This window comes from Negadavirga shengliensis (genome assembly GCF_042652345.1).
Taxonomy (GTDB): Bacteria; Bacteroidota; Bacteroidia; order Cytophagales; family Cyclobacteriaceae; genus Negadavirga; species Negadavirga shengliensis.
Window position 1 is genome coordinate 112,815 of the sequence record NZ_JBHSJJ010000001.1, and the last position, 25,098, is coordinate 137,912.

The 25,098-nt window shown below is 44.6% G+C and carries 19 protein-coding genes and 1 tRNA gene; 1 reads left to right on the plus strand and 19 read right to left on the minus strand.

Going from position 1 to position 25,098, the window contains the following annotated elements; genetic code table 11:
- Position 1 precedes the first annotated feature (1 nt).
- The 19 genes from ACFPFU_RS00470 to ACFPFU_RS00560 form a co-directional block, all read right to left on the minus strand.
- Positions 2-706, minus strand: coding sequence for an SDR family oxidoreductase (locus ACFPFU_RS00470; RefSeq protein ID WP_377060424.1), 705 nt, complete (start codon positions 704-706; stop codon positions 2-4).
- A 76-nt stretch (positions 707-782) separates the two neighbouring features.
- Positions 783-4,259: a hypothetical protein gene (locus ACFPFU_RS00475; protein WP_377060426.1), complete on the minus strand. Its 3,477-nt coding sequence runs from the start codon at positions 4,257-4,259 to the stop codon at positions 783-785.
- A gap of 57 nt (positions 4,260-4,316) precedes the next feature.
- Complete coding sequence (locus ACFPFU_RS00480; protein ID WP_377060428.1) at positions 4,317-8,021, minus strand: ATP-binding protein; 3,705 nt, start codon at positions 8,019-8,021, stop codon at positions 4,317-4,319.
- Between the two features lie 64 nt (positions 8,022-8,085).
- Positions 8,086-8,337, minus strand: a complete 252-nt coding sequence (locus tag ACFPFU_RS00485; RefSeq protein WP_377061379.1) for a hypothetical protein — start codon at positions 8,335-8,337, stop codon at positions 8,086-8,088.
- Between the two features lie 32 nt (positions 8,338-8,369).
- Positions 8,370-8,924 (minus strand): DUF420 domain-containing protein, encoded by a 555-nt coding sequence (locus ACFPFU_RS00490; protein WP_377060430.1) that lies wholly within the window; start codon positions 8,922-8,924, stop codon positions 8,370-8,372.
- The gene (locus tag ACFPFU_RS00495; protein ID WP_377060432.1) at positions 8,914-9,579 is read right to left on the minus strand and encodes an SCO family protein; all 666 of its coding nucleotides are present in this window, start codon (positions 9,577-9,579) and stop codon (positions 8,914-8,916) included. Before ACFPFU_RS00495 ends, ACFPFU_RS00490 begins: the two co-directional genes overlap by 11 nt.
- Positions 9,580-9,650: 71 nt before the next feature.
- A complete protein-coding gene (locus tag ACFPFU_RS00500; protein WP_377060434.1) occupies positions 9,651-9,980 on the minus strand; it encodes a cytochrome C oxidase subunit IV family protein in 330 nt (109 codons plus the stop codon).
- A gap of 20 nt (positions 9,981-10,000) precedes the next feature.
- A complete protein-coding gene (locus tag ACFPFU_RS00505; protein ID WP_377060436.1) occupies positions 10,001-10,771 on the minus strand; it encodes a cytochrome c oxidase subunit 3 in 771 nt (256 codons plus the stop codon).
- Positions 10,772-10,795: 24 nt separating this feature from the next.
- Positions 10,796-11,377 (minus strand): cytochrome c oxidase subunit 3, encoded by a 582-nt coding sequence (locus ACFPFU_RS00510; protein ID WP_377060438.1) that lies wholly within the window; start codon positions 11,375-11,377, stop codon positions 10,796-10,798.
- A 4-nt stretch (positions 11,378-11,381) separates the two neighbouring features.
- Positions 11,382-12,284, minus strand: a complete 903-nt coding sequence (cyoE, locus tag ACFPFU_RS00515) for a heme o synthase (protein ID WP_377060440.1) — start codon at positions 12,282-12,284, stop codon at positions 11,382-11,384.
- Positions 12,281-13,369, minus strand: coding sequence for a COX15/CtaA family protein (locus ACFPFU_RS00520; protein WP_377060442.1), 1,089 nt, complete (start codon positions 13,367-13,369; stop codon positions 12,281-12,283). The genes cyoE and ACFPFU_RS00520 overlap by 4 nt, the downstream gene beginning before the upstream one ends.
- Positions 13,350-15,239, minus strand: a complete 1,890-nt coding sequence (locus ACFPFU_RS00525; protein ID WP_377060444.1) for a cytochrome c oxidase subunit I — start codon at positions 15,237-15,239, stop codon at positions 13,350-13,352. Before ACFPFU_RS00525 ends, ACFPFU_RS00520 begins: the two co-directional genes overlap by 20 nt.
- Positions 15,240-15,261: 22 nt before the next feature.
- Positions 15,262-16,299 (minus strand): cytochrome c oxidase subunit II, encoded by a 1,038-nt coding sequence (locus ACFPFU_RS00530; RefSeq protein ID WP_377060446.1) that lies wholly within the window; start codon positions 16,297-16,299, stop codon positions 15,262-15,264.
- A gap of 23 nt (positions 16,300-16,322) precedes the next feature.
- On the minus strand, positions 16,323-17,606 hold the full coding sequence (locus ACFPFU_RS00535) for a quinol:cytochrome C oxidoreductase (protein WP_377060447.1): 1,284 nt from the start codon (positions 17,604-17,606) through the stop codon (positions 16,323-16,325).
- A complete protein-coding gene (locus ACFPFU_RS00540; protein ID WP_377060449.1) occupies positions 17,606-18,232 on the minus strand; it encodes a c-type cytochrome in 627 nt (208 codons plus the stop codon). The genes ACFPFU_RS00535 and ACFPFU_RS00540 overlap by 1 nt, the downstream gene beginning before the upstream one ends.
- 14 nt (positions 18,233-18,246) lie before the next feature.
- Positions 18,247-18,777 carry a DUF3341 domain-containing protein gene (locus ACFPFU_RS00545; protein WP_377060451.1) on the minus strand — a complete coding sequence of 177 codons (531 nt, stop codon included), beginning with the start codon at positions 18,775-18,777 and terminating at the stop codon, positions 18,247-18,249.
- A gap of 2 nt (positions 18,778-18,779) precedes the next feature.
- Positions 18,780-20,144 (minus strand): NrfD/PsrC family molybdoenzyme membrane anchor subunit, encoded by a 1,365-nt coding sequence (gene nrfD / locus ACFPFU_RS00550; RefSeq protein WP_377060453.1) that lies wholly within the window; start codon positions 20,142-20,144, stop codon positions 18,780-18,782.
- Positions 20,145-20,166: 22 nt separating this feature from the next.
- The gene (locus tag ACFPFU_RS00555; RefSeq protein ID WP_377060455.1) at positions 20,167-23,256 is read right to left on the minus strand and encodes a TAT-variant-translocated molybdopterin oxidoreductase; all 3,090 of its coding nucleotides are present in this window, start codon (positions 23,254-23,256) and stop codon (positions 20,167-20,169) included.
- A 36-nt stretch (positions 23,257-23,292) separates the two neighbouring features.
- Entirely contained in the window at positions 23,293-24,555 is a 1,263-nt protein-coding gene (locus ACFPFU_RS00560; RefSeq protein ID WP_377060457.1) for a c-type cytochrome, read from the minus strand.
- 373 nt (positions 24,556-24,928) lie between these two features.
- On the opposite strand from ACFPFU_RS00560, the gene ACFPFU_RS00565 reads away from it, so the two are divergent.
- Positions 24,929-24,999: transfer RNA gene (locus ACFPFU_RS00565), tRNA-Cys, on the plus strand.
- Positions 25,000-25,098: the final 99 nt, after the last annotated feature.

Sequence of the window (25,098 nt, forward strand, 5' to 3'; positions counted from 1 at the left end):
TTTATATATCTCCTAATTGTGGACGGATTACTATTTCTTCAACAACAGAACGGGGAGAAAGGTTGTAAGCCGCCCATACAGAAGTGGCTACATCTTCCGGTTTCATGAATCTTTCTTCCGGTAAATCTACCCCTTCCCAGCTCGCTGTATAGGTGGCACCGGGAAGCACGGAAGTAACTTTTATTCCATATGGCAGCAATTCCTGCCTTAAACACTTTGTAAATCCCAACATGGCCCATTTGGATATGGCATAGCTTCCTCCGTTAGCATAAGCAGTCAGTCCTGCGATACTTCCTATGGTAAATATATGCCCATTTTTTCTTTTGATAAATGCCTCAGTAAAAGCCCTGGTAATATAGTATGTACTGAAAAGATTGGTATACATGGTCTTTTCAAAGTTTTGCTCAGGCTCTGTATGAATGGCACCGGGGATAAATATACCCGTATTGTTTACCAAAACATCCGGTAGGGTCTTGGCTTTTACGAATGCTGCAAAAGCCTTTGTTTCCTCCTTCAGAGACAAATCAGCCCGCATCACATGGACTGAACACCCCGAATACCGGCTTTCTACTTCTTTTTTTAATCCCAGCAGTTCATTTTCGTGACGGCTGCAGGTGAATATGTCAAACCCCTTTGAGGCAAACTCAAGAACGATGGCCTTTCCGATCCCTTTAGTACCTCCCGTCACCAAAATGCTTTTTGACATTAGTTTGTATTTTAATTATTAGTATAACAACCAAATAATTGTTACAAAGTTACATTATTTCTGCGTGTATGCCTAATCAGAACAAGGCAGAAACCTGCATCCGTCCCGTATGCACAATCCGTTGTAACCCTTCTGAATTTCGCCCTTCATAAATCATATTCATTTGCAGGCCCTCACCGATTTTCTGAAGCCAGTTTACGCTCCATATATAGTTGTTACCCGGCGTGAGTGCCTGTAACATCTCGTATCCCGTGGGGGAATTGACGGTGCCATTGTAATCAATATAGGTGTATCTCAAGTGGGTATTCAGGGTTGTTTTAATGGCTTTGGCATATCGGATATTAATGGAAGCCTCGTGTAGGCTGGCTTTTTCATCAAACTCTTCATTGGCCAGATTGCGCTTCCTGGTAAGATGGTATTGAAGCGAAGTCCTGAAAAAAGAAGAGGGCTGGATATTCACTTCGGGGCCAATAATCTGCTGATTTATCCGATAATTCCTGTTGTCCAGAAAATCCGAGGCGGACTGTCTTAACCCTTTGTTCCATAAAACAACGGTGTTGAGGTATTGACTGAAGTTGTAACGGGTGTTGAGACGCCAGTCCTCTTGCAGCAGATGCTCATATCCCCCGGTAAGCAGTTGTTTGTGCTGGCTGTTAAACATGGAGAGATCAAACCCGAATTTAGGAGAGGACCTGTTGAAAAACAGGGAAGACCTAAAGGTCTGCCGTACAGAGATCAGATCTTCATTGGCAATTCCGCCGGCCAATGGACTGACCCTGCTGAAAAAGTCCCCGGCCGTGATTTTCTTCTCCACGTTCCAACCGGTGTTGTTGGAAAACCTGGAAAACCATTTCCGCCATCCCTTTTCTTTTCTCCACTGATCGGGAAACTTCGCATTCAACCGATAATTGAAAAGCGTGGTATAGGCTTGGATGTAGTCATCTGTCGGCATAAATACTTTGATGTAGTTTTTCTCTTCGGGATTTACGGCGGGATAAAATTCATTGAGCTGCTGTACCCCGTCCCCATTATCATCCCTCCATGTGTGTGTCCCCTCGCCAGTGGGCACGGGTAAGAACACAAACTCCCTTCTCAGCTCCCTGCCGTTTCCCAACGCATAACTGAATTCCTTTCTAATATTGTTGTCTGCGAGACTGCTGTGATAGTCTATTTTTCCCATCACGGTGGACTCCTCAGGAAGTTCCCGATGAATGTGAGAAAGTTTTCGATAAGTAAAAGTGCCCTTAACCTGGTGTGGGCCAAACCGCCCACTCAATCCGTAATTGGTGGTAAAGGCTTTGGTATCCGGCAAAAGCTGCCCGTTGACCGGAAACTGGTCCTCCCGCCAGCTGGCATCGGCAAAAAAAGTATAATCCAAAGTATCATTTGTCCTGATGAAAAAACGGTGTTCCAAAAAATTCATGGCGGTGCTTACCACGGAATCTGACTCGGCATCCACCACCGCATTCCGGTCCAGACTTAACCTGTACCCAGGCACCAATAGCTTTGATTGGTACCGCATTTCCCCCGTATATCGCCACCACTTTGAATCAAGGTTCTTTATTCGGCTGTTAAGGGAGAAGATGTCATTTTCCACATAAACCCTGGATGCCAGCTGCTGGTTATACTTTGCAGTCTGCTGTACGCCCGTAAGAACAGTGCCCCTGTTTCTAAAATGCACGCCATACGCCATCATGTTGTGGCGGTCCTTTGCAATTTCCACAGAGGCATTTGCCAGTTTCTCCGACTGCCTGTCTTCCAAATCCGTGGCATCCAAGTTCCAATCTCTGTCAAACTCGATGTATCTAAAACGGTCAATGAAAGAAAAGTTGGCCGAGTTGTATTCAATTTCCACGCGGCTGTTCAGCTGATATCCTTGTAACCCCTTTAGTTTTCTGTTTTCGGAGAGGATCCCGGATTTCAGGGCATAACCTTTATTATCGTTGTTGTCCAAGTCCGAAAACAGGTTGTCATCCTGATCGGATAGCGCCACTTCCGTGTATATTTTTTCAAAGTTGCTTAATTTTATCTGCGTACCCGCTGTAACCATCTGTTTCTTGTTGGGAGCAGGAAGAGGGGATTTTATGGAGAAGTTGCCCTGTGGGTTACCATTTATGGGATGAACATATTCATATACCACGCCATTCGCCAATTGTTGCTTCCTTCTATAGTTTCCGTTACCCGCACCCACTTCAGTAAAAGACAAGGAATAAAATGCCTTCTCTGGGTCCTGGGAATATTCAAAATACTCATAAAGTTTTCCGCTCTCATCCATTTCGGTCGCTTTCTTGTAGAGTATCCGGTTAGGATCAAATGGAATACTGTCTATTCTGGGTACGGCCGCTGCCTGCAGATCATCGCCTACGGAGGCCAACAGTTGCTTGTCACGGGCTGAAAGCTCCATAAAAAGCGGCCGGTTTCTATCGTCTTTCTCTCTGTAATAGTTCACATAAAAGGTAACCCTGTCATTTTCCTGGATATGGTTAGCGGCCAGGATGGAGCGGGAAAAGTTCCTCTCCGCATATTCAAAATCAACCCTTACCCTTGAGTACCGGGTAATGATCACATTGGGCGTAAAGGTGATTTCCCCCTGGTTATAATCTATAATATAATCGTTGTTGAAACCTCTTTTCAGCTGCTTGCCGTCCAAAAACACTTTTTCCGAATTGGCCATCACGATAACAAAACGTTCATTTCCGGGGCCTCTGATGCGGTAAGGCCCCATCACCCCTTCGGATATTTCAAGGTGTACCGATGCAAATTTACCTTTGGCAATGGAGGCACTTAGTTGTGTTGAGGCCTTCCACTGGTCGTTCATCTCGTAATCGGAGGTAAATTGAACGCCCTGTACGTTTTTATAGTACCTTAGAAACTCCGATTTCCTTTGCGTCAAAACCACATCGCCTCCTGCCAAATTGATCTGGTCATTATAGAGTTCAATCAATACATTATCGAAATCCTGGATCTGCTGGGTATTCCCTTCTGGCTGGAAAGGCACATTTTGATCGGTGATGCTGGCACGAATATTCAGATTATCGGTAAGCTCACCCTCCATCTGCAAATTCAGCGAAGAATTCACGAAAACATTTTGTGCATTACCGAAGGAAATTCCCCGTGTCATGTTACCGGATTGGTCCAATCTGGGTGACGAAAAGACCTCCTCCCGGAAATCAAACACTTTGCTGGCCTGGCTACGCTTGTCTTTAAAGTAAGCCATTGAATCATAATGCTCCAGCAGAGTCCTGTTGCTATATACTTTATGCAGGGAGTAGGGCAACGTTTGGTAACAGAATAAGAGGGAATCCGCTTGCTCATTTGCTCCGGCGTCCACCGTGATGAATCCTGAATTGATATTGTAATTAAAGGAATACCCATTTCCTTCCGGATCTTTGACACTTATGGACGATTGCAGCACGGACATGCTATCCAATAAAAAGGAGGCACCCTCTGCCGGAAAAGATTTCCATTTGCAGGTCAAATCCTGTGCTTCCGCAAAAAACAACAGGCCTGAAAAGAACAGATAAAAAGATAAAAAATACCTCACCAACCGCATAACTTAATCACTAACAGACCACTAAAGTAAGAAAATACTTTTTACTTTTTTCAAAAATTAAGCAATAAGGGGAAAGGTTAGATAAAAGGAAGTGCCCTGGCTCACTTTTGTGACGAACCAAATACGGCCTCCGGCAGTTTCCACCCCTCTCTTGGCAATGGCCAGCCCCAGTCCGGAACCCTCGGATTTTGTACTGAAATTTGGTAAAAAGACTTTTTCCCTAAGCTCCTCACTTATCCCTTTTCCATTGTCTCTGATTTCCAGTTTAACCCAGCCATCATCCAAGGACAGGTTGACCCTGATTTCTGCTTTTTCGCCTTTCTCCACGGCTTGTATACCGTTGATAATTAAATTAGAAATCACCCTGCCAAACAGCTTGACATCTCCCATGATCATTAAACCCTTTTCAGAGGGGGTCTGATCGGTAAACAGGATGTCTACGTCTTCCCGGTTACAAAAAAGCTCTACCGCTTCCACCACGACCTGCTTAAGATCCATCTGCCTGTTCTCTGGCAGCGGCATTTTAGCAAATGCGGAAAATGAAGTGGCTATGTCACTCAAGGTGTCTACTTGATGAATCAGGGACATGATGGGCTTTTGAAGTTTTGGAACCCTATCCAGCTTGCCTTCGGATTGAAGCCTAAGCAAGTGCTGCAGGGTCAACTTCATGGGCGTAAGGGGGTTTTTGATTTCATGCGCAACCTGCTTGGCCATTTCCCTCCAGGCAGACTCCTTTTCATTGGATGCCAATACCTTCTTGCTTGCTTCCAATTTGAAAAGCATGTTATTGTATTCATTCACCAGCAAGCCTATTTCATCCTTGGCAGGCCAATTCATGAATTCATTGTTATCCAGGTTGGTTGATTTAAGTTTTTGGGTCAACAGTTTGAACGGATAAGTGAGGTGTCTGGAAACAAAATAGGATATGACCAGGAAAAGCAGAAACATCACCACAAAAATGATAAGGATATTGCTGAAAACCTCAGCTATCAATTCATTGAGTTCTTCTTCTGACTGGAAGAAAGGAATGGCAATGATCGCTTGAAGCCGTTGTCTGTTCCTGTCTCTGAGTGCCAGGTAAGCTGTTTTATAACTTAGCCTGCCTACCTGCTCAGTCTGAAGCAACCGGTTTTCCTGGGCTTCGATGATCGTAGCGTAGGCCCTTGGATGCAGGAAAGTCGTCAGAATTTTCTTTTCAAATATAGCCGGTTGGTTGGTAGCCATCAAAAGGCCATTGGGAAGATAAATATTGATATCCGCTCCGGTGGCACTGGATAAGTTGTAGATCTCATTGACAAATTCCTCTTTGCTCAAAACGCTGTTGAATTGTCCGTCAAGGTATTTGTTGAGGTTGTCTCTTATGATGGTGGCCTTTTCGTAATACTGTCGGTGCAGATCCTCTGTATAAGAATGACTCAGGAAGCCCACCGCAATGATGCTGATTACCAACATGGGGAAAAAGAACGCAAAATTCAGATACAGCTGCAGTTTGGTGGCATAATTGAATTGAAGTTGGTTTCCCGCAAAAAACAACAGGTATACGCTGATGGATACCATGGTAAAGATCAAGTAACTCACAAAAAAGAAGGCTATATCCGCAAGTATATAGTTGGCCGGATAAGGGGAAGAGGATATTATGATCTCATTTTCATCATCCTTTACTCCAAAATGGTGATAACCACCGGAAACAATCCCTTTTTGGTATAGGCTTGCTTCGTCCAATAAATTATACATTTGGGGATCTCTGTAATTAAAGACGCCAGAACTGAACTGCAGCACCCCCTCCCTGAAAACCGCATAATCAAAATTGTTCTCATTGATATCCACCGCATATTTTCTATCCAGCAGCAATTTGGGAAAGACGCTGCTTGCCTGCATACGCTGCTGGGTAAGTTCTATAAACACGGTTCCCAAAAAAGTGGCGTCCCTGTATATGTTTATAAATGCCAAAAACCTGTTTCCCGACCCTGTTTCACTCGCCTTTACGAAGTACAGGTTCTTTGTCCCGGTGGCATAATCACTGTTCATATACGTATTTTTCAAGTCATCCAGTGGCGGTGCCTGATTACGGTTCACAAAGCTTTCTCCTGCCCGGTTGTAAATAAATATGTTTTGGCTGAATTGGTCAAAAAAATTGGTAAGATAGATTTTTCTCACCTTCTGTTCGATGGGGTCCTTGGAGAGGAAGGGGTCTGCCAGCCGGTTTCTTATAAAAATATCATTCTGAATTTTTTCAATGATATCCGATAAGAGGAACTCCGCCATGACATCCTCCTCTATCAACAGGTAGTTGGCAAACTTTTGTTTGTCTCGGACTTCCTCTTTACGGATGTTTTGATAGGATGCAGTCCCTGTAATGACCGCTCCAACCAGACAACCGAAGAAAAAAGTAAGGAATGTATTCAGACCCAGTTTAAAAACATTGTCATAGAGCTGGAAACTTACAATAGATACCAAGAGGATCAGGTGAGCCATGAACACAATCAGGAGCACCATATCCACGAGGCTCAGTGCTATGACAAAAGGCAGGGAAAAATAGATCAGAATTTTGAGCGGATAGGATTTGTTGTCCTGGTTCTTATACAAAACCATGTTCAGGCCTATAATGGAGAACAACAGATAACCTGCCCCTCCCAAAAAAATGATCAATAAACTAAGGCCCTTGTAATAATCGAAGGTAGGAAGGGATTGAATGTTGAGATTCCATTGGGCGTTTTGTACGATATTGGAAAAGAGGCTGAAAAAAAACCACATTAAGGCTGTGGAAAGCAGGTAGGCGGCAAATAAAAAAAGCCAATAGGGATATTTGTTTCTGAACTGGATGAAATTGATCAAAAAACGCTTTCTTCCCAAGATAGAAATCAACATACTGAATACGATAAGGAAACATATCACATTCAACAGCAAATCGCCTAGACTGGGGTTTATTATGGATGACGCATACTCATTTGGATTAAAAAGACCGGTTTTGAAAAACCCCTTTGGAAAATTAAAGATCAACATCAACATCCTGATACTTCCCAGGATTACCGCCGTATACAAAGTCGCCAGAATACGTCTGCCTTTTCTCCACAAAGTGATTACAAAATCGCTCCCTATTATCAGCACTAATCCGAGCAAAGAGAAGAAGAAGATCAGAATCGTCTGGTTGGTGTTGCTCCCGGGACTCGCATAACCTTCTCTGAACAAAGCGGAAAACAGGTAATCCCTGTCATGATATATTTCCATATATCCCGGTTCCGGTTCAGCTGACAGCAAAAACATTTCATTCCCAAATATTTCCGGATTTTCCCCCGCGTTCAAGTAGTCATTCTGAATCTCTACCTTATCATATAAAGGATAAACCTGAAGCACCCAGTATTCTTTTCCGCTGCGGTTTAATTTCCTCAATCTGGAGAAGTAAACCCCTTTGTTGTTTTCAATGAGTTGGTATTTTTTTGCCCTCGAAAAATCCTCAAACTCGGGCACCATACTTATATCGGACCAATAAACCAAGTCCCCCTCTCTGGAAAAAAGATAAAACGGGTGTTGTGTGGAGGTGTTCAAACTTACAAAGGAAACCTGCTTATCGGGTCTGTTGTTCATAAGAATCCTGATGTAATCCTCATCAAATTCCTCCACCACGGTATCCAGCTTCTCCTCCAGCTTTTTTGCATGGTCTGTCAGGCTATCCTTCTCTCTGTCAAATAACAGGTTAAGGGATAATACAAACCCCAACAACACGATGGAGATGATCAATATGACCCTTCTTTTCTTTAACATACAGGTTCAAAAAAAGCAAAGTTTGTACAAACTTTGCTTTTTTTATTTATCCAAACAAGTCTTATTAATAACTCAGCTTTTTCTTTTTGGACCTGGCATTACGGAACCAAAAGAAGGCAATGATGGATATTAAAAGATAGGGCGCGATCAATAAATAAAGAATACCCATATTCAGTCCTGCCCCAACCGTTGTATCCCCGTTGCTTACATTGTTTTCAATAGTGGCCCTGCACATGGCACATTGGGCAAAGAGAGAACCCATTTGACCAAAAAGCATTCCGACAGTAACCAGCAGTGTATAAATTATCCTTCTCATCATATGCATAACCTGATTTTTTGGAAGAAAGTTTAATGTGTATAATAAGGACTGACCATTAAATACACAATGACTCCTGTTAGGGTAACGTATAGCCATATGGGATAAGCATATTTTACCACTGCCCTATGCTTATGGTATTTTCCTGTATAACCATAATAATATGCCAACAAAATGGGAAACAACGCCACCGCCGCAAACAGGATGTGGCTAATCAATAGAAAATAATAAAAACTTCTTGCCAGGCCCTCCCCACCATAAGAAGTACTCTCCGCTGCAGCGTGGTAAATGACATAAGAAACCAGGAATATGGCCCCCAACCCGAAAGCGGTAGTCATGGAAGCCTTGTGCAGATCAATCCTTTTGTTCTTGATGAAATACAGGCCCATTAACAGGGCAACCGCCGCCGCTCCATTGATTACTGCGTTTAAATGAGGTAAAAAGTATACCCATTCAGCGCCCAGGTCCACTCTGGATGGCTTAAACAGCAGTATGGCCACTACCACCGGAACCAGGATAGAAATAACAGCAATCCATTTATAAGCCATACCTTCTTTTACCCGGTAGGTCAACTCGTTATTTTCCATATAACAGAATTTTTGTTTCCAGTATCAATTGATCCACGCCATCGCGTTCCGTTCCACTGTAATAACCCCTTATCCTGCCTGAGTCATCCACCAGAACAAATTTATCGCTATGGATAAAATCTTCGGGTTCGCCCTTACCATCAATTGTGGGCAATATGAAACCACATCTGGCCAGGCGGTAGGTTTCTTCCTTCGGTCCGGTGAGGAAGAACCATTTGTCTTTAAGGGCCCGGTGTCTTTCCGCATAAGCCTCCAAAACCTCAGGTGTATCAAATTCCGGATCGATGCTGATGGAAAAAATCTGCACATCGTCCTCATTTCGGAAAACATCCTGCACCCTTTCCATTTCGGTAGACATCACAGGACATATACTTGGGCAACTTGTAAAGAAAAAATCCACGATAGTGATTTTCCCCTCCATATCGGATCTCCCCTTGGCATTGTGATTCTGATCCAAAAAAGTAAATTCGGGAATATAATGCTGCCCGCCGTCTACGAAACCACACTCTTCAAAAGCATCATCGACGCCATGCTCATACAAAACCGGAATATCATATGTATTGCTCGAAAACCCTCTTAAAAAGAGTATGATCAGGACCGGAATCATCAGAACGCAGACCAACACCATGACCTGAATAAGCCTCAACATTTTCATATTATACTATAACAAAAAAAAAGGTTGAAGATTCCCCCCAACCGTTTCTTCATTTACAAATGTGTATATTTTTAGTACCAACGCATCATCAAAATATCAGCACCTTCCTTCATCAGGGCAATGATAAGCCACACCAAAAAGATAAGGGGCACCACGATGGAATAAAACAAGGGCTTAACCTCATGCCCCAGGTGCATGAATTCCATCATAATATATTTGGCCTTTACGATCGTCAATAAGATGAACAATACATAAAGAAGTATCCCCCTTTCCATAGTAAATGCCAATACGAATTCAAAAGCAGTCACTACCAGCAATATGAGGGCGGTCATCCAAATCTTTTTGATTTTGGCCGAGTCCCTGGGAAGCACTTCCATTCCTTTATTACTTTCCTGTGTCATAGCAATATAATTTTAATGTTTTAGATCAAATAGAAGAAGGTAAACACAAATACCCAAACCAAATCCACAAAGTGCCAATACAGCCCGATTTTTTCCACCATTTCATAATGTCCCCTTTGTTCAAATACACCAACAGCTGCCTGATAAAACGCCAGGAATAACAGAAACACGCCAATGGTAACATGGAACCCATGAAATCCGGTAATGAAGAAAAACAACTGGGCAAATGGCGCCGGGCCATACTCGTTAACTACGAGGTTGGCTCCAAATACGGTTTCGGTAACTATTTGATTGGCGGCATTCACGTAAGTCAACAAGGTGCCCTCGTCTGTACCATGGATGAAGTGGGTCCATTCCCAAGCCTGACAGCTCAAGAAAGTAATCCCGCCAAGAAGCGTCCAAAGTAACCATTTTACTACATCTTTCTTATCATTTCTTTGACCCGCTTCTACCGCCAATACCATGGTCACAGAGCTCATGATCAAAATGAATGTCATCAATCCCACAAATACCAACGGAAAATGAACGCCATGGACAAATGGGATGGCATCGAAGATCATTTCAGGGATAGGCCAATATTCGTTCGAACTGACAAAGTCCGCTGAAGCTCCCTCGTAAGCGGGATAGCTCATCCTGATAGCGCCATAGGTAATCAGAAATGCCGTAAAAGTGAAAATATCTGAAAGAAGGAAAAACCACATCATAAGCTTACCATAACTGGCTTTCAAGGGCTGGTTTCCTCCCTCCCATATCCCTCTCTTGGATTTTATTTCAATAGCAGTCGATGACATATTCAAGAATTTAACTTATAACTTTTAATGATTCAATAGCAAAAACATAAACAGATACAACCAAAGCCCTCCCAGAAAATGCCAGTAAGTAACGCACATCTCCATTTGAGCCATATTCCGGGAATGGATTCGGTTTCTCAGGGACGAAATTAATACAATAATTAGAAATATCACACCGCTGATCAGATGTATTGCGTGCAGACCTGTAAAAACATAGAGAAACGATCCCGCCGGATTTCCTACGAAATATACGTCCCTGTCTACCAGCGCCACCCAGCTGTACCACTGTCCAACCAAAAAGGCCACTCCCAAAACCGTGGTCACCCCTATCGCCAGCTTGAGCCGATCCAGCAGGTTCCTTTTGGCTGAAACATAAGCCCAATGCATGCTGCAGCTGCTCAGGACAATGATCACAGAGGTATACCAAAATACATTTGGCAAATCAAACTCCAGCCAGTCCCCCTCAGCTTGCCGTACTATATACGCGCTTGTCATGGCTGCAAACACCATTACCACGCTCACGATAAACAGCCACAGCGCAAATTTTTTGGGATGCATAGCCAATGGCTGTTCCGCCCCTTCCACAAATGCTAATTTCTCTTCCATTTCACTAAACTTTATCCAACAAGTAGGCAATTTGTACAATAGGCAAATACAAGAATGACCCAAACATGATCCTCAACGCGGATTTTCGGGAACAGTCCTTCATCAAAGAAAAGGTCTGCGCAAGAAAAAGGACGCCGCATACGGTTGCGATTACCCCCGAATTGAGGCCAGTAAATCCAAAATAGGTCGGTAACAGGCCCAAGGGCAATAGAAACAGCGTATAAATCATGATTTGAATGGCAGTATTCAGATCCTTCTTACCTCCTGAAGGCAATAATTTAAATCCCGCTTTTTTGTAATCCTCATCGCCCACCCATGCTATGGCCCAGAAATGAGGAAACTGCCAGATAAACTGGATTCCGAAAATGATCAGTGCCTCATAAGAAATGCTCCCTGTAGCGGCAGTCCATCCCAAAAGAGGAGGCATGGCTCCCGGTATCGCACCCACCAATACAGCAATCGGCCCCACCCTTTTTAGAGGCGTGTACACAAATACATAAAGGATCATACTCAGCACGCCCAGAGACATGGTGATCATATTGGTAAAATACCAAAGCAAACTTATCCCAAGAAAGGCTATAATCAGGGTGAACCAATAAGCTTCCCTGACGGAAAGAATATTCATGGGAAGCGGGCGGGTCCTCGTCCTTTTCATCAATTTATCGTAATCCCTCTCCAGAATCTCATTAGCTGCGCCTGAAGCACCGGTGATCAGGAAGCCTCCCGCTACAAGCCCAAAGAAACTCCCCCATGAGAAAAAAGTTGCAGCGTCACCTAAGATAAATCCAAAAGCAGCAGAAAATGTAACCAACAGGGACAACCTGACCTTGATCAGATCAAGATAAGCTTTCGATCGGACCGCAATCAAGTCATAGATGCCTCTATTGGATAAATTAATTGTATTCATATTACGGAATGATTTTCATCAAACTTTTCATAGTGGCCAAGTTCTAACCAGATAAGGAACTGCACGCCAATGATCAAAGATCCCAATAACAAATGCAGCGGCTGAATAAATGCCGGGATGGCAAAATAAGCCATCATCGCTCCAGACAGTATCACCGTTAATATCAGAAATATCAAAGCAAGGCTATTTTTATACAATGATGAATCCGGGCCTGCATTTTTATATACCATATAGCCAAACACCAAATGCAGCAGCAGTAACACCAATGAATAAGAGCGGTGAATGATGAAAGCCAATCCCAACTCTCCGATCCATTTTTCCCGGAAAAGGTGACCAAATGCCGTTGCAACTCGGTCTATTTCCTCTCTCACCTGAATTCCCAAGACAATCTGAACCAGCATCAATATCAATGCGACTGCCATAAACCATTTGTACTTACCGGCGGAAGGGATGTATTCCTTCTTATCTGCCGGATGGCTGATCTTCCTTGCCCTGAAGTAGATGTATAACAACAAGCAAACCAATATCAACGCAACGACCATATGAAGGCTTATCATCCATTGCAGCAGGTTGGTCGATACAACGATTGAACCCAGCCAGCCCTGAAACACCACCAGTACCAAAGCTGCAAATGAAAGGAGCGGGATCACGGGATCGATTTTCCTTATCCTGATCGAACGCACAAATGTGAGAATGATGAAAATGCCTATCATCACCCCCACCAGCCTGTTCACATACTCGATCCATGTTTTGGTAGCATTAAAAGGCTGCTTTTCCAATATGGACTCATCATGACGGATATCCTCCGCCAAAGTGCTGAACCCCAAGCTTTCAAGCATGGCGATAAAACGGTTGTTTTTCTCAACCCGCTTGGCCACATACAGATCTTCATAATCTGCAGGCAACTCATCTACATGGGTAGGAGGCACCCAATTACCGAAGCATTTTGGCCAGTCGGGACAACCCATGCCGGCGCCGGTACTTCTGACTATCCCCCCCACCAAAATCAAGAAATAAACAGCTACTGTAGTAATCAGACTGATCCTACGGAAGCTGTTCAGTTCTTTAAGATTCTTTTGTTTCATTAGCAACCAGCACTTGGCCTTCTTCAGCCATAATCTCCCTCTCTAACTGAACCAGTTTTTCCTCATGGGGAAGGTTGGATTCAGGAGTAGCGGACAACGGCACGGTCTGTGGGATAAAATCCTCCTTAGACCCGGGCTTAGAGTAATCGTATGGCCACCTGTATACCGTAGGTATCTCTCCTGGCCAGTTGCCATGTCCGGGATGCAAAGGCGTTGTCCACTCTAAAGTATTGGATTTCCACGGGTTGAGGCTTGCCTTTCTTCCCCTGTACATACTATAGAAGAAATTGAATAGGAATATAAACTGTGCTCCGAAAGTAACCACCGCTGCCGCCGAAACAAACATGTTCAAATCCGTATACATGTCGGAAAACGAGAAGTTGGTCCAACTGTAATATCTTCTTGGGAAACCTGCAATACCTATATAATGCATCGGGAAAAACACCATGTATACGCCGACAAAAGTCAGCCAGAAGTGCAGATGGCCCAATTTCTCGTCCATCATTTTTCCAAACATTTTGGGGAACCAATGATAAATTCCGGCCAACATTCCAAAGAAGGAAGCGGATCCCATCACCAAATGGAAGTGGGCTACTACAAAATAGGTATCGTGAAGCTGAATATCGATCGCGGAATTTCCAAGAAATATCCCTGTAAGCCCGCCGGATATAAAGAAGGATACCATCCCAATGGCGAATAGCATACCGGGTGTAAACCTAAGGTTTCCTCTCCACAGCGTAGTGAGCCAGTTGAATACTTTCACTGCCGAAGGCACGGCAATGATCAAGGTCAAAAACATGAAGACAGAGCCCAAAAACGGGTTCATACCGGAAACAAACATATGGTGGGCCCATACCACGAATGACAGTATCGTGATGCCCAACATGGAGATGATCATCGCCTTGTATCCAAATATAGGCTTTCTAGCATTGGTAGCAATAATTTCGGAGGTAATCCCCAGGGCCGGCAACAACACGATGTACACCTCAGGGTGGCCCAAAAACCAGAACAAATGCTGATAAAGCACCGCACTGCCCCCTGTATTGGGCAATGCCTCTCCCGCTACATATATATCTGAAAGATAAAAGCTGGTACCAAAACTCCTGTCAAAGACCAGCAACAAAGCAGCTGAGAAAAGGACAGGAAAGGACAACAAGCCGATTACGGCTGTAAGGAACAATGCCCATATGGTCAGGGGAAGCCTGGCAAAGGACATGCCCTTGGTTCTTAAATTGATAACCGTAGTGATGTAATTGATCCCTCCAAGCAAAGAGGAAGCAATAAAGAACGTCATGGAAACCAACCAAAGGGTCATTCCCAAACCGGAGCCGGGAATGGCCTGCTCCAACGCCGACAACGGCGGATAAACCGTCCAACCTCCTCCAGCGGGACCGGTTTCCAAAAAAAGGGAAATAAACATGATGACACCGGAAATGAAAAACATCCAGTACGACAACATGTTCATAAACCCGGAAGCCATATCCCTCGCGCCAATTTGCAGCGGAATAAGGTAATTGGCAAAAGTACCACTCAAACCAGCTGTCAATACAAAGAAAACCATAATGGTCCCATGCATGGTCACCAGTGCCAGGTAGAAATTGGGATCAAGCTTTCCGGATTCATCTATCCAGCCCCCCAATAAAGGTCTCAGGAATTCCAGACTCATTTCCGGAAAGCCCAGTTGCAGCCTGAACAGTACCGACAGAAATCCACCAATAAGCGCCCAAAACATCCCGGTAACCAAAAACTGCTTACCGATCATTTTATGGTCAGTGGAGAATATGTACTTCGTTATGAAGTTTTCTTTATGCTCATGGTCATGATGGTCGTGTACCGAAGCATCATGAGCTGAAACGTTTGCTACTGCCATGTTTATATTTCTTAATTAATTATTATTTATCCTCGTTGATATATATTTCAGCCAATTCTTTGAGATCGGCAGGCAAATCAGATATCAAGGCGGGGTTTTGCTTGATAAACGGCTCCTGTTCGCTATACCATTTTCTATATTCTTCAGGCTCTACTACCCTGATCACCTTTCTCATGGAGAAATGTCCCCTTCCACATACTTCCGTACAGGCTACTTCGTATTCAAATTCATCGTCTCCGGTCTCGGCCCTCATTTCCTCTGTGGTTTTGGTAGGCACAAACCAGAACCTGGTAGGCATACCGGGTACCGCATCCATTTTTAACCTCATGTGAGGGGCAAAAACAGAATGCAATACATCCCTGGCCCTGATTTTAAATAACACCGGTTCCCCTTTTGGAATAACAATGTACTGTCCGGCAGGAAAGTCATCAAAGGAATTTTTATCGGTGAAATCAATCCCCATGGGATTGCTACCGGACGTTAATCTGTAATCATAATCTCCGAGAATATTGTCTTTACCGGGATACCTTACATCCCAAGCAAACTGGTAGCCCATGATCTCCACCACATGGGCGTTTTCGGGCGCAGGGCTGGTAATATCAGACCAGGCTTTCCATCCGGAAATCACCAATACAGTCAGAACCACTGCCGGAACCAGTGTCCATATGATTTCCAGTTTGTTGTTATCCGGATAATAGGCTGCTCTCTTGTTGTCATCATATTGGTAATGATAGCTGAACCAGAACAGCAGTATGTGGGTCAATATAAAGATAAAACCAGTGACGCCCATGGTGATCCAGAACAATCTGTCAGTAATCACGCCGTGTTCGGAACCGATAGGCAACTGGTAATTGTCAAATTCCTTGAAGGAATACCAGAACAATAAGACACCTGAACCGATCAGGAAAGCCAAAAACAGGGCTGCATTGACTTTGTTGCTGGTTGTAGCTATTTTTTTGCTCGATCCTTTGGCTACTGAAATCAAGGTTTGTATCCTGTAAACCATCCAAATGACAGAAATAAGCAACAGAATACCAATAGTTATAAGAAATCCGTACATGATATATTTTTTTTCGGATAGGGTTAAATATGATGATGATAGCTTTCTTCCAGCATCGGATGGTTTTTGGCCACCAAGTTATGTTTTGCCAGGTTACCCAGTACCACAAAGGTAACCGCAGAAGCATACACCAATAACATTCCGATTTCCATAAATCCAATACCACCATTGTGGCCCAATGTACCTGGCTGAACCATCAGGAAGAAATCAATCCAGTGGCCAAAGAGTATCAGCGTACATACCAGCTTAAGGAATATAGCATGTCTTTTCGAATCCCTGGTCATTAATACTAGAAATGGCAGGAAGAAATTTAAAATCAAGTTTGCGAATATATAGGGTCCGTACACATCACTTTCAAGCCTCTCTAAGAAGTAAACGGATTCTTCCGGGATATTGGCATAGTATATAAGCAGGAATTGGGAAAACCAGATATAGGTCCAGAATATGGAGAAGGCAAATACGAATTTACCCAGATCATGGATATGATTCTCGTTTATCATCTCCAAATAGCCCCTTTCCTTCAAAAAGATGGTGATCAGGGTGATTGCTGACAGTCCTGCCACAAACCAGGAAGCGAAAACATACCAGCCAAACAAGGTAGAAAACCAGTGTGTATCGATAGACATTACCCAATCCCACGCACTGATAGAGGAGGAAACTGCAAAGAAAACCAGGAAAATGGCTGACCACTTTCTTGTAGTATACCAATAATCCGTGCCTCCCCTGATATCCTCTTCATAGGAAAGATTTTTCAATTTGGTGAAGAAAAACACCCAGAATCCAAAAAAAGCAACCATCCTGACGATATAGAAAAGCGGGAAACTTCCCTTTTCCAGAGGCCAATAGAAAAAGGCTCCCTTGCCGTCTATGATTTTATCATATTCAGGACTGCTTTTGTCAAAAACATAACTGTGGGTCCAGTGAAACAAGTCATGACTGGCAACAAAAAAAGTAAGGATCATCAACCCCGCTGCAATCGGAAGCCAATATCCAAATGACAGCATTACTCTTAATAAGGGCGTGGACCAACCTGCCTGTGCAGCATACTGAATAGCAAAGAAGAACACCCCAATAATGGCGATACCTGTGAAATAGACATTGTTGATCCAGAGATTGGCATACAACCTTTGCGTCCAATGGAAAGCGTGGTGACCTTCGTCTCCATGCCCATGGCCGCTCCCGAACATTCCTATCACTATGCCTAAGATCAACAACACCAAACCAATGCCTCCGATCGTAAAAATCGCTTTTTTTACGGCATCGGTGAAATCAAATTTTTGATCCAAATTATAATTACTTGCTGCCATTATTGCTTCTGAATTTCTTGTTTAACATAGTGAACGATCTTCCATCTTCTTTCTATGGATATCTGGGAACCATGTGCTCCCATCCTGCCCTTTCCGTGGGTAATGACATGAAAAATATGTCCTTCGGGAAGATCTATATAAGCGCCGCCTTTAAGATTGGCCACACCCCCTATCACATCTCCTACTTTGCCGTCAGCTTCTCCCGAAGGGCCATGGCAGGCAGCACAATACTGTATGTACAACTGGCGTCCTTCTGCCAAGACCTGATCCGTTAATTCCACCGGGTTATTTACGTTGGCCGCTCCTTCCAGATCAGCTACCCTTAACCTGTAGGGAAGGTACCCATTTTTGCTTCTGGGTACGGTATTCGGCGCAGGTTCTCTCATGTTCATCCCAAAGGGGTTGTATGGATTGCTGTTATAAAATTCTCCTTTACCATCTTCCCTGTTGGAAAGCCACATGCCTTCCTCTTCATTTCTGATCTGGGAAAGTGGCTCGTAGGCAACTGAGTGATACATTTGAGGCGCATATTCAGTCCCGGGATAGTCACCGGAAGCACCGCATGAAGCCAAACCAAGGGAAAAACCGAATATGGCTATTGAATATATGGACTTTGTAATGTTCATGCTCTGTATATTACTTATTCAAAATTCTTATTGTTCACTTCGGTAGCCCCCGAATCTTTCAAAACCTCTTTGATCTTATCCAGTCCAATAGAAGCATTACCGGCAATATCAATGGCCATCACATGCTTGTCATCTGTGCTTCTGATATCAAATATCCTTGGCTGACCCCAGGGTTTCAGGTTACTGCTTATCATAAACACCCCCACCATTCCAAAAGCCGATAACAACACCGTCAACTCGAAAGTCACCGGGATGAAAGCCGGAAACGCCGCATGATCTTTTCCACCAATGATCATGGGCCAATCAAACTTCATCATATATAACTGCATGGTAAGCGCCAGAATGGTCCCCAGCAAACCGAAAAGAAACGCTGCTATGGGCAACCTGCTTCTCCTGTATCCCAACTCACCTTCAAGGCCGTGGATGGGGTAAGGGGTATACACCTCGTGAATCTTGATACCGCTTTTCCTGATTTTCCTAACCGCATTCAGCAATACATCCTCATCGTCAAAGATGCCGAGGATAAAATTCTTATCTCTTTCCATGATTATTTATTTACTTTTTCAGATGAAGATTTCAACACTGCCTTCACTTCCGCCATGTTGATTACCGGAAAGAATTTGGCAAACAACAGGAAACAGGTGAAAAACAAGCCGAATGTGAAAAGGTACACCCCTACATCTGTCAAGGTTGGGTAAAACATCACCCATGATGAAGGGAGAAAATCCCTGTGAAGGGAGGTCACAATGATCACAAAACGCTCGAACCACATACCGATATTCACTACCAGTGAAAGGATAAAGGTCGCCGCGATTGAAGTACGGATCTTTTTGAACCAGAAAAGCTGCGGTGAAATCACATTACAGGTCATCATGGACCAGTAGGCCCACCAGTACGGTCCAAACATCCTGTTTACAAAGGCATACTGCTCAGCTTCTACGCCCGAATACCAGGCAATAAAAAACTCAGTAATATAGGCTATCCCTACAATCGATCCGGTAATGATGATGACAATATTCATCAATTCAATATGACCTATCGTAATATAGTCTTCCAGCTTGAATACTTTACGGGTTACGATCATCAGGGTGAGCACCATCGCAAATCCTGAGAAAATAGCACCTGCCACGAAGTATGGAGGGAAAATCGTGGTGTGCCATCCTGGAATGACAGAGGTAGCAAAGTCAAAGGATACGATAGTATGTACTGAAAGTACAAGAGGGGTGGCCAGACCGGCCAGAATCAAAGATACCGACTCATAGCGCATCCAGGTTTTAGCAGCGCCGTCCCAGCCAAAGCTCAAAGCCCCATATATGATTTTTCTGATCCCACTGGCCCTGTCTCTGATGGTGGCGAAATCAGGAATAAGCCCTATATACCAGAACACCAATGAAACGGAGAAATAAGTGGAAATAGCAAATACGTCCCAAAGCAGGGGAGAATTGAAGTTTACCCAAAGGGACCCATAGGTGTTCGGTAAGGGCAATGCCCATATGGCTCCTATCCAGGGCCTGCCCATGTGAATCAGGGGAAACAGCGCCGCACAGATGACGGCAAAAATCGTCATCGCCTCTGCAGCCCGGTTAATGGAAGTCCTCCATTTCTGCCTAAATAACAACAATACAGCCGAAATCAGCGTACCGGCGTGGCCTATACCCACCCACCAGACGAAGTTGGTGATGTCCCAGGCCCAGCCTACGGTTTTATTCAATCCCCACATCCCTATTCCTTCCCACAACGTAGCGGCTAAGGCAAGAGATCCTAAAATAAGTGCTCCAACAGAAACAGCCAGACCCAGCAGCCAGGCCACGGAAGGCTTGCCCTCTACCTGTCTGGAGACATCGTTGGTGACGTCCTTGTAAGTTTTACCGTTAGTAACCAACGGCTCCCGTACGGATGAAGTAACCTGCATATCTTAATTTATTAATTTATTTTTAAGCTTCGTTTTTGTCCTTGTTTCTGATTTTGGTGAAATACCAGACATTGGGGCTCACATTGATCTCCTCCAACACATGGTAAGCCCGCTCCTCATTGACCTCTTTGGTCGCAGAAAGCGTATTCTCCTGGATTTTTAACATCCGGGAAACTTTTGATTGCGGATCATTCATATCCCCGAACACCAATGCCTCAGTCGGACAAGCCACCGCGCAGGCTACATTGATTTCACCGTCCTGAATCTTACGGTTTTCCTTCTTCGCAGCCAGTTTACCGGCTTGGATTCTCTGCACACACATGGAACATTTCTCCATCACCCCTCTGGCCCTCACGGTCACATCAGGGTTCAATACCATCTTACCCAAATCATCGTTTTGAGGCGTGTTCACTCCGGCAAAATCCTTGTTATCATGGTACTTGAACCAGTTAAATCTCCTTACCTTATAAGGACAGTTGTTAGCACAATAACGGGTACCTATACACCGGTTATAAGTCATCTGGTTAAGCCCTTCAGAGCTGTGGGTGGTAGCCACCACAGGACATACCGTCTCACAGGGAGCGTTGTTGCAGTGCTGGCACATCATCGGTTGGAAAGTAACTTCCGGATTGTCCGCAGCCCGCTCCAACTCCTGATTGGAAGTGGCGCCTTCCGGAGAACTATAATACCGGTCGATTCTTATCCAGGTCATCTCTCTCCTGTTGAGAACCTCTTCTTTGCCCACCACAGCCACATTATTTTCTACCTGGCATGCGATTGTACAGGCCGCGCAGCCTGTGCAGGAGTTCATGTCTATGGCAAGACCCCAGTGATGCTGGCTGTATTTGTGGCCGGACCATAAGGATATTTTTGATGGTTTTAAAAATTCACCATCCTTATAAATTTCAGGAAAGTACCTGCCCGCACTGGGATTCTGCTGATATTCGCCCAAAGTGGTTTCCTGAACCACAAATTCCCTACCCATATAAGTTTGGTGGGTCTGGGTCTGGGCGATTCTATACGTGTCAGAAGTGAGCTCAACAGACACTCCTTCCGTGATGTCATAATTTACATAGCCTTTGCTGCTGTCCAAAAACCGGTAGGCATTGATGCCTATCCCGTCCGCCACTCTGCCGGCCTGGGTTCTCCCGTATCCCAAAGCCAATCCAACCGTTCCTTCCGCCTGACCGGGTTGTACCAGGACAGGTACGGAGAAGCTTTTGCCGTTTACGGTGACATTGGCCATCTTGGTGGTTCCTTCATTCATCTTCAAGCCGTTGTCATTGGCCCACCGTTGTGACACAGTCAGGTAATTGTCCCAGGTAGCCTTGGTAATCGGATCAGGCATCTCCTGTAACCAGGGGTTGTTTGAATAAGCACCGGTGCCGATGCCTACTTTGGCGTAGATCACCAACTCTGTACCACTTGACCCATCTCCGCTGGTCCCGGAAATCGCCCTGGCAGCTGCATTGATATCGCCCACTGCTGAAAGTGTCCCTTCACTTTCGTCGGTATCTACTGTAAATACCCCGTTGTACAGGCATTTATCCCAAAATTCCTGGAAGTCATCTGTTTCACGCTGCCCTTCGAACAATCCTCTCCAGTTTTCGCGGAGGAAGTCATAATAAGAAGTATTGTTGCCCGCCCACTTCAGCAGGCTTTCCTGTGCTTGACGGGTGTCAAAAAGAGGTGATATGGCGGGCTGTGCCAAACTGTATTCCCCTGTTTTGGGATAAAAATCGTTCCAGGATTCCAGATAGTGGTGATCCGGAGCAATATACTGTACCCGTGCAGCCGTTTCGTTTTTGGTTTCACTGGTGGCTACCGAAACGCCCGCTTTTGCTATGCCTTCGGCCAATTCTTCCCCCAAAACATGGTCATAAACAGGGTTACAGTTATAAAAAATCACCGCCCCTACACGTCCGGCGTTCAGGTCGGCGACAAATTGGTTCATTCTGCTGTCGTTCCCTTTTCTAAAGTACGAAGCTTTATTAAAGTCTACGGTTTGTCCGTTGTTACCCAACAGCTCATTGATGGCATGGATTACCACCTGTACATTCGGATCATTGGATCCCGACACTACCAAAGACTGGCCTCTGTTTGCCCAAAGCTCGTCTGCGGCTTTCGATAAATAAGCCAATTCAAGGTTACCACCGCTTACGCCGGCCACCCCTGCCTTTTTGGCCAACAAGTTGTATAGGGAAAGTACCGCCAGGCCACTCTGGGAGGCCCTGATAGGGGTCCGGTAGTCCGCGTTGGCTCCGGTCAGTGAAAGATTGGATTCGAACTGAAAATGCCTGGACATTTCAGGATTCTCCTTGGTCACTTTTCTGCCCTTGCTGTATTTTCTTGAAAACTCTATGGGCGAAATCCAGGTCCCCAGGAAATCAGCTCCGAAACTTACGATGACTTTGGCCCTGTCAAAATGATAGGAAGGCAGGACATTGCTTCCATAATACGTTTCACTTGCCCTTGTGATACCATAATTGGAAACCGGGTCATAAGTGATCAGTTCCACCTCCCCCATCGCTTCCGCGAAAGCGCGGATCGCCCTTTCTGTAGATGGCGATAATATGGTATTGGAAATGATTTTGATATTGCCGGCAGACCTCAGTTTAGCAGGCAGTTCGGCGTCGATAGTGGCCCAATCGGCAGCTTGACCGTTGACCTGTGGCCCCCTCAGCCGCTGCTGGTCATAAAGGGAAAGAACCGAGGCTTCCACCAATGCACTGGTGCCTCCCTGGGTAATGGATGAAAGTTCATTACCGTCTATTTTGATGGGCCTGCCTTCTCTGGTTTTTACGACTATTGAAGCATAATCCCCACCTGATGAAAAAGTAGAAGCGTAATAATTGGCAATCGAAGGGTCAATGTCGACAGGTTTATTCACATAAGGGATGGCTTTCCTCACCGGTGCCTCGCAAGCCGCCAATGATGCGGCAGCCAGGCTGAATCCCATCATTTTGAGAAAATCCCTTCTTGAAGAACCTCCATCCTCCTGTTTCCGGGGAAGGTTATTTCCCGGGAATTCCTGATCGGCATGCTTCACAAACTCCGGATCGTTTGTCAACTGCTCTAACCCTTTCCAATATGTCTTTTTATTTTCTTTCATTTTATATTAAAGAAAAAGAATGTTCGTAAGATTTTTTTAGTAATGACACTTTGCACATTCTAAACCGCCAATGTCCTTGACTTTCAAAGCCTCATTAGACGATTCAGAATGCAGCTGCACGAGTTTGTCGTAGTATTCGTTGCCCTGGGTGACCACATCCGTATTTCTGTGACAGTCTATGCACCATCCCATAGTGAGGGCACTGTGTTGATAAACCACTTCCATTTCCTCTATAGGTCCGTGACAGGTCTGGCATTCAATTCCACCCACGGTAACATGCTGCGAGTGGTTAAAATAAGCCAGATCGGGAAGGTTATGTACCCTTACCCATTCAATAGGCTGGTTGTTATCCACGGCGTCATAGATCTTCGCTATTTCTGGAGATATGCCTTCTTTCCCTTCCACGTTCTGAATATGCATGTGACAGTTCATACAGATATTGGCCGAGGGAATGTTGGCCGACTTGCCTATTTCGGCTCCTGTATGGCAGTATTGGCAGGGGATTTCAAATTGGCCTGCATGCAACTGGTGCGAATACGCTATGGGCTGGGCAGGAGCATATCCCTGCTGAATCCCCACGGTGTACAAACCATCTATAGCGGTTTTTACCACCAGTGCCACCACAATGGCTGTGATGATCAAAATGAAGCCGTCACTTTTGAATACGACCTTGAAATCCGTTTTTTGGTTGATAAACTCTTTGTCATCCTCATCCAGTTTATCACTGGTGTTCATGTATTTGGTAAGTACCGAAACGATAAGTCCCAAAACGATCAAAATCAATAGAAGTATAACTACCAGCACTACCAGTATAATCATAAGGTATTCGCTGGGTATACCTCCCGTCTCTGCTACTGCTCCGTCACCGGTGGCAGCGGCGGCGCCTGTCGCATCCTGTCTGTCACCGTATTCTATATAAGCGAGGAGATTCATTATGTCCCCATCACTCAAAAATGTATGGGGAGGCATCACGGTATTGTTGTATTCTTTAAAAAGGGCGGTGGCTTCCGCATCGCCACTTTGGATCAATGCCTGGGAATTGACAATAAAACTCTTTACCCAATCCAAATCCCTGCGGTCGGTGACACCCCGGAGGGCCGGGCCAACAGATTTTTGGTCCAATCTATGGCATGTCCTACAATTGGCATTAAAAATGGACTGACCCGCCGTGATAGCTTCATCACTATCCGGAACATCGGGGTTGGCGGCATATGCCTGGCCTCCGGCAAACAGGAGAACCAGTAAAATTAGGTGGTATATGCGTAACGAAACCCCTAACAATGAGCGTTTGATCGACATAATTTTATAGACTTTTATCAGATTATCCCTAGCGCAATTCAAATTCCCCACAAATGTACTACCCAAGTTCTATTTTTCAAACTTAGGTAAGAACACAAAAAAATGATTCCGGCATTATGAGCGGATACGATAACAGTTTGAATTACAGGATATTAATAACCAACGGGCTGAGGAATAAATAATTTAGAACAATTATAAATAGCCCTTTTTTATCCTGTTAGCCGGGAACTGATATGAGGAGAAGACCCACTAATATGGTAAAAAATAACCCTATTGCCAAAACATGGCCCAAAAAATGGCTTGTCAAAATTTAGCCGGATCGTTTTGAATTCCCCGCGAATATTGGCTACATTTGCGTTCCCAATTAATTAAAGGTCGAGTGGCCGAGTGGCTAGGCAGAGGTCTGCAAAACCTTGTACAGCGGTTCGAATCCGCTCTCGACCTCACGGAAGCACCCCAAAGCAGTGGGGTGTTTTTTTTGAATATGGCCCAGGCGGAGCCTCCATCTATCTAAATAAATCCCCTTCCCGGAATCATTCAATA

Excerpts from the sequence above, each read along its gene's own strand:
- nrfD (WP_377060453.1), bottom strand. The coding sequence starts at position 20,144 with ATGCAGGTTACTTCATCCGTACGGGAGCCGTTGGTTACTAACGGTAAA.
- ACFPFU_RS00540 (WP_377060449.1), bottom strand. The coding sequence starts at position 18,232 with ATGAACATTACAAAGTCCATATATTCAATAGCCATATTCGGTTTTTCC.
- ACFPFU_RS00530 (WP_377060446.1), bottom strand. The coding sequence starts at position 16,299 with ATGTACGGATTTCTTATAACTATTGGTATTCTGTTGCTTATTTCTGTC.
- ACFPFU_RS00545 (WP_377060451.1), bottom strand. The coding sequence starts at position 18,777 with ATGGAAAGAGATAAGAATTTTATCCTCGGCATCTTTGACGATGAGGAT.
- cyoE (WP_377060440.1), bottom strand. The coding sequence starts at position 12,284 with ATGAATACAATTAATTTATCCAATAGAGGCATCTATGACTTGATTGCG.
- ACFPFU_RS00510 (WP_377060438.1), bottom strand. The coding sequence starts at position 11,377 with ATGGAAGAGAAATTAGCATTTGTGGAAGGGGCGGAACAGCCATTGGCT.
- ACFPFU_RS00485 (WP_377061379.1), bottom strand. The coding sequence starts at position 8,337 with ATGAGAAGGATAATTTATACACTGCTGGTTACTGTCGGAATGCTTTTT.
- ACFPFU_RS00525 (WP_377060444.1), bottom strand. The coding sequence starts at position 15,239 with ATGGCAGTAGCAAACGTTTCAGCTCATGATGCTTCGGTACACGACCAT.
- ACFPFU_RS00475 (WP_377060426.1), bottom strand. The coding sequence starts at position 4,259 with ATGCGGTTGGTGAGGTATTTTTTATCTTTTTATCTGTTCTTTTCAGGC.
- ACFPFU_RS00490 (WP_377060430.1), bottom strand. The coding sequence starts at position 8,924 with ATGGAAAATAACGAGTTGACCTACCGGGTAAAAGAAGGTATGGCTTAT.
- ACFPFU_RS00470 (WP_377060424.1), bottom strand. The coding sequence starts at position 706 with ATGTCAAAAAGCATTTTGGTGACGGGAGGTACTAAAGGGATCGGAAAG.
- ACFPFU_RS00560 (WP_377060457.1), bottom strand. The coding sequence starts at position 24,555 with ATGTCGATCAAACGCTCATTGTTAGGGGTTTCGTTACGCATATACCAC.
- ACFPFU_RS00505 (WP_377060436.1), bottom strand. The coding sequence starts at position 10,771 with ATGTCATCGACTGCTATTGAAATAAAATCCAAGAGAGGGATATGGGAG.
- ACFPFU_RS00535 (WP_377060447.1), bottom strand. The coding sequence starts at position 17,606 with ATGGCAGCAAGTAATTATAATTTGGATCAAAAATTTGATTTCACCGAT.
- ACFPFU_RS00495 (WP_377060432.1), bottom strand. The coding sequence starts at position 9,579 with ATGAAAATGTTGAGGCTTATTCAGGTCATGGTGTTGGTCTGCGTTCTG.
- ACFPFU_RS00520 (WP_377060442.1), bottom strand. The coding sequence starts at position 13,369 with ATGAAACAAAAGAATCTTAAAGAACTGAACAGCTTCCGTAGGATCAGT.
- ACFPFU_RS00500 (WP_377060434.1), bottom strand. The coding sequence starts at position 9,980 with ATGACACAGGAAAGTAATAAAGGAATGGAAGTGCTTCCCAGGGACTCG.
- ACFPFU_RS00480 (WP_377060428.1), bottom strand. The coding sequence starts at position 8,021 with ATGTTAAAGAAAAGAAGGGTCATATTGATCATCTCCATCGTGTTGTTG.
- ACFPFU_RS00555 (WP_377060455.1), bottom strand. The coding sequence starts at position 23,256 with ATGAAAGAAAATAAAAAGACATATTGGAAAGGGTTAGAGCAGTTGACA.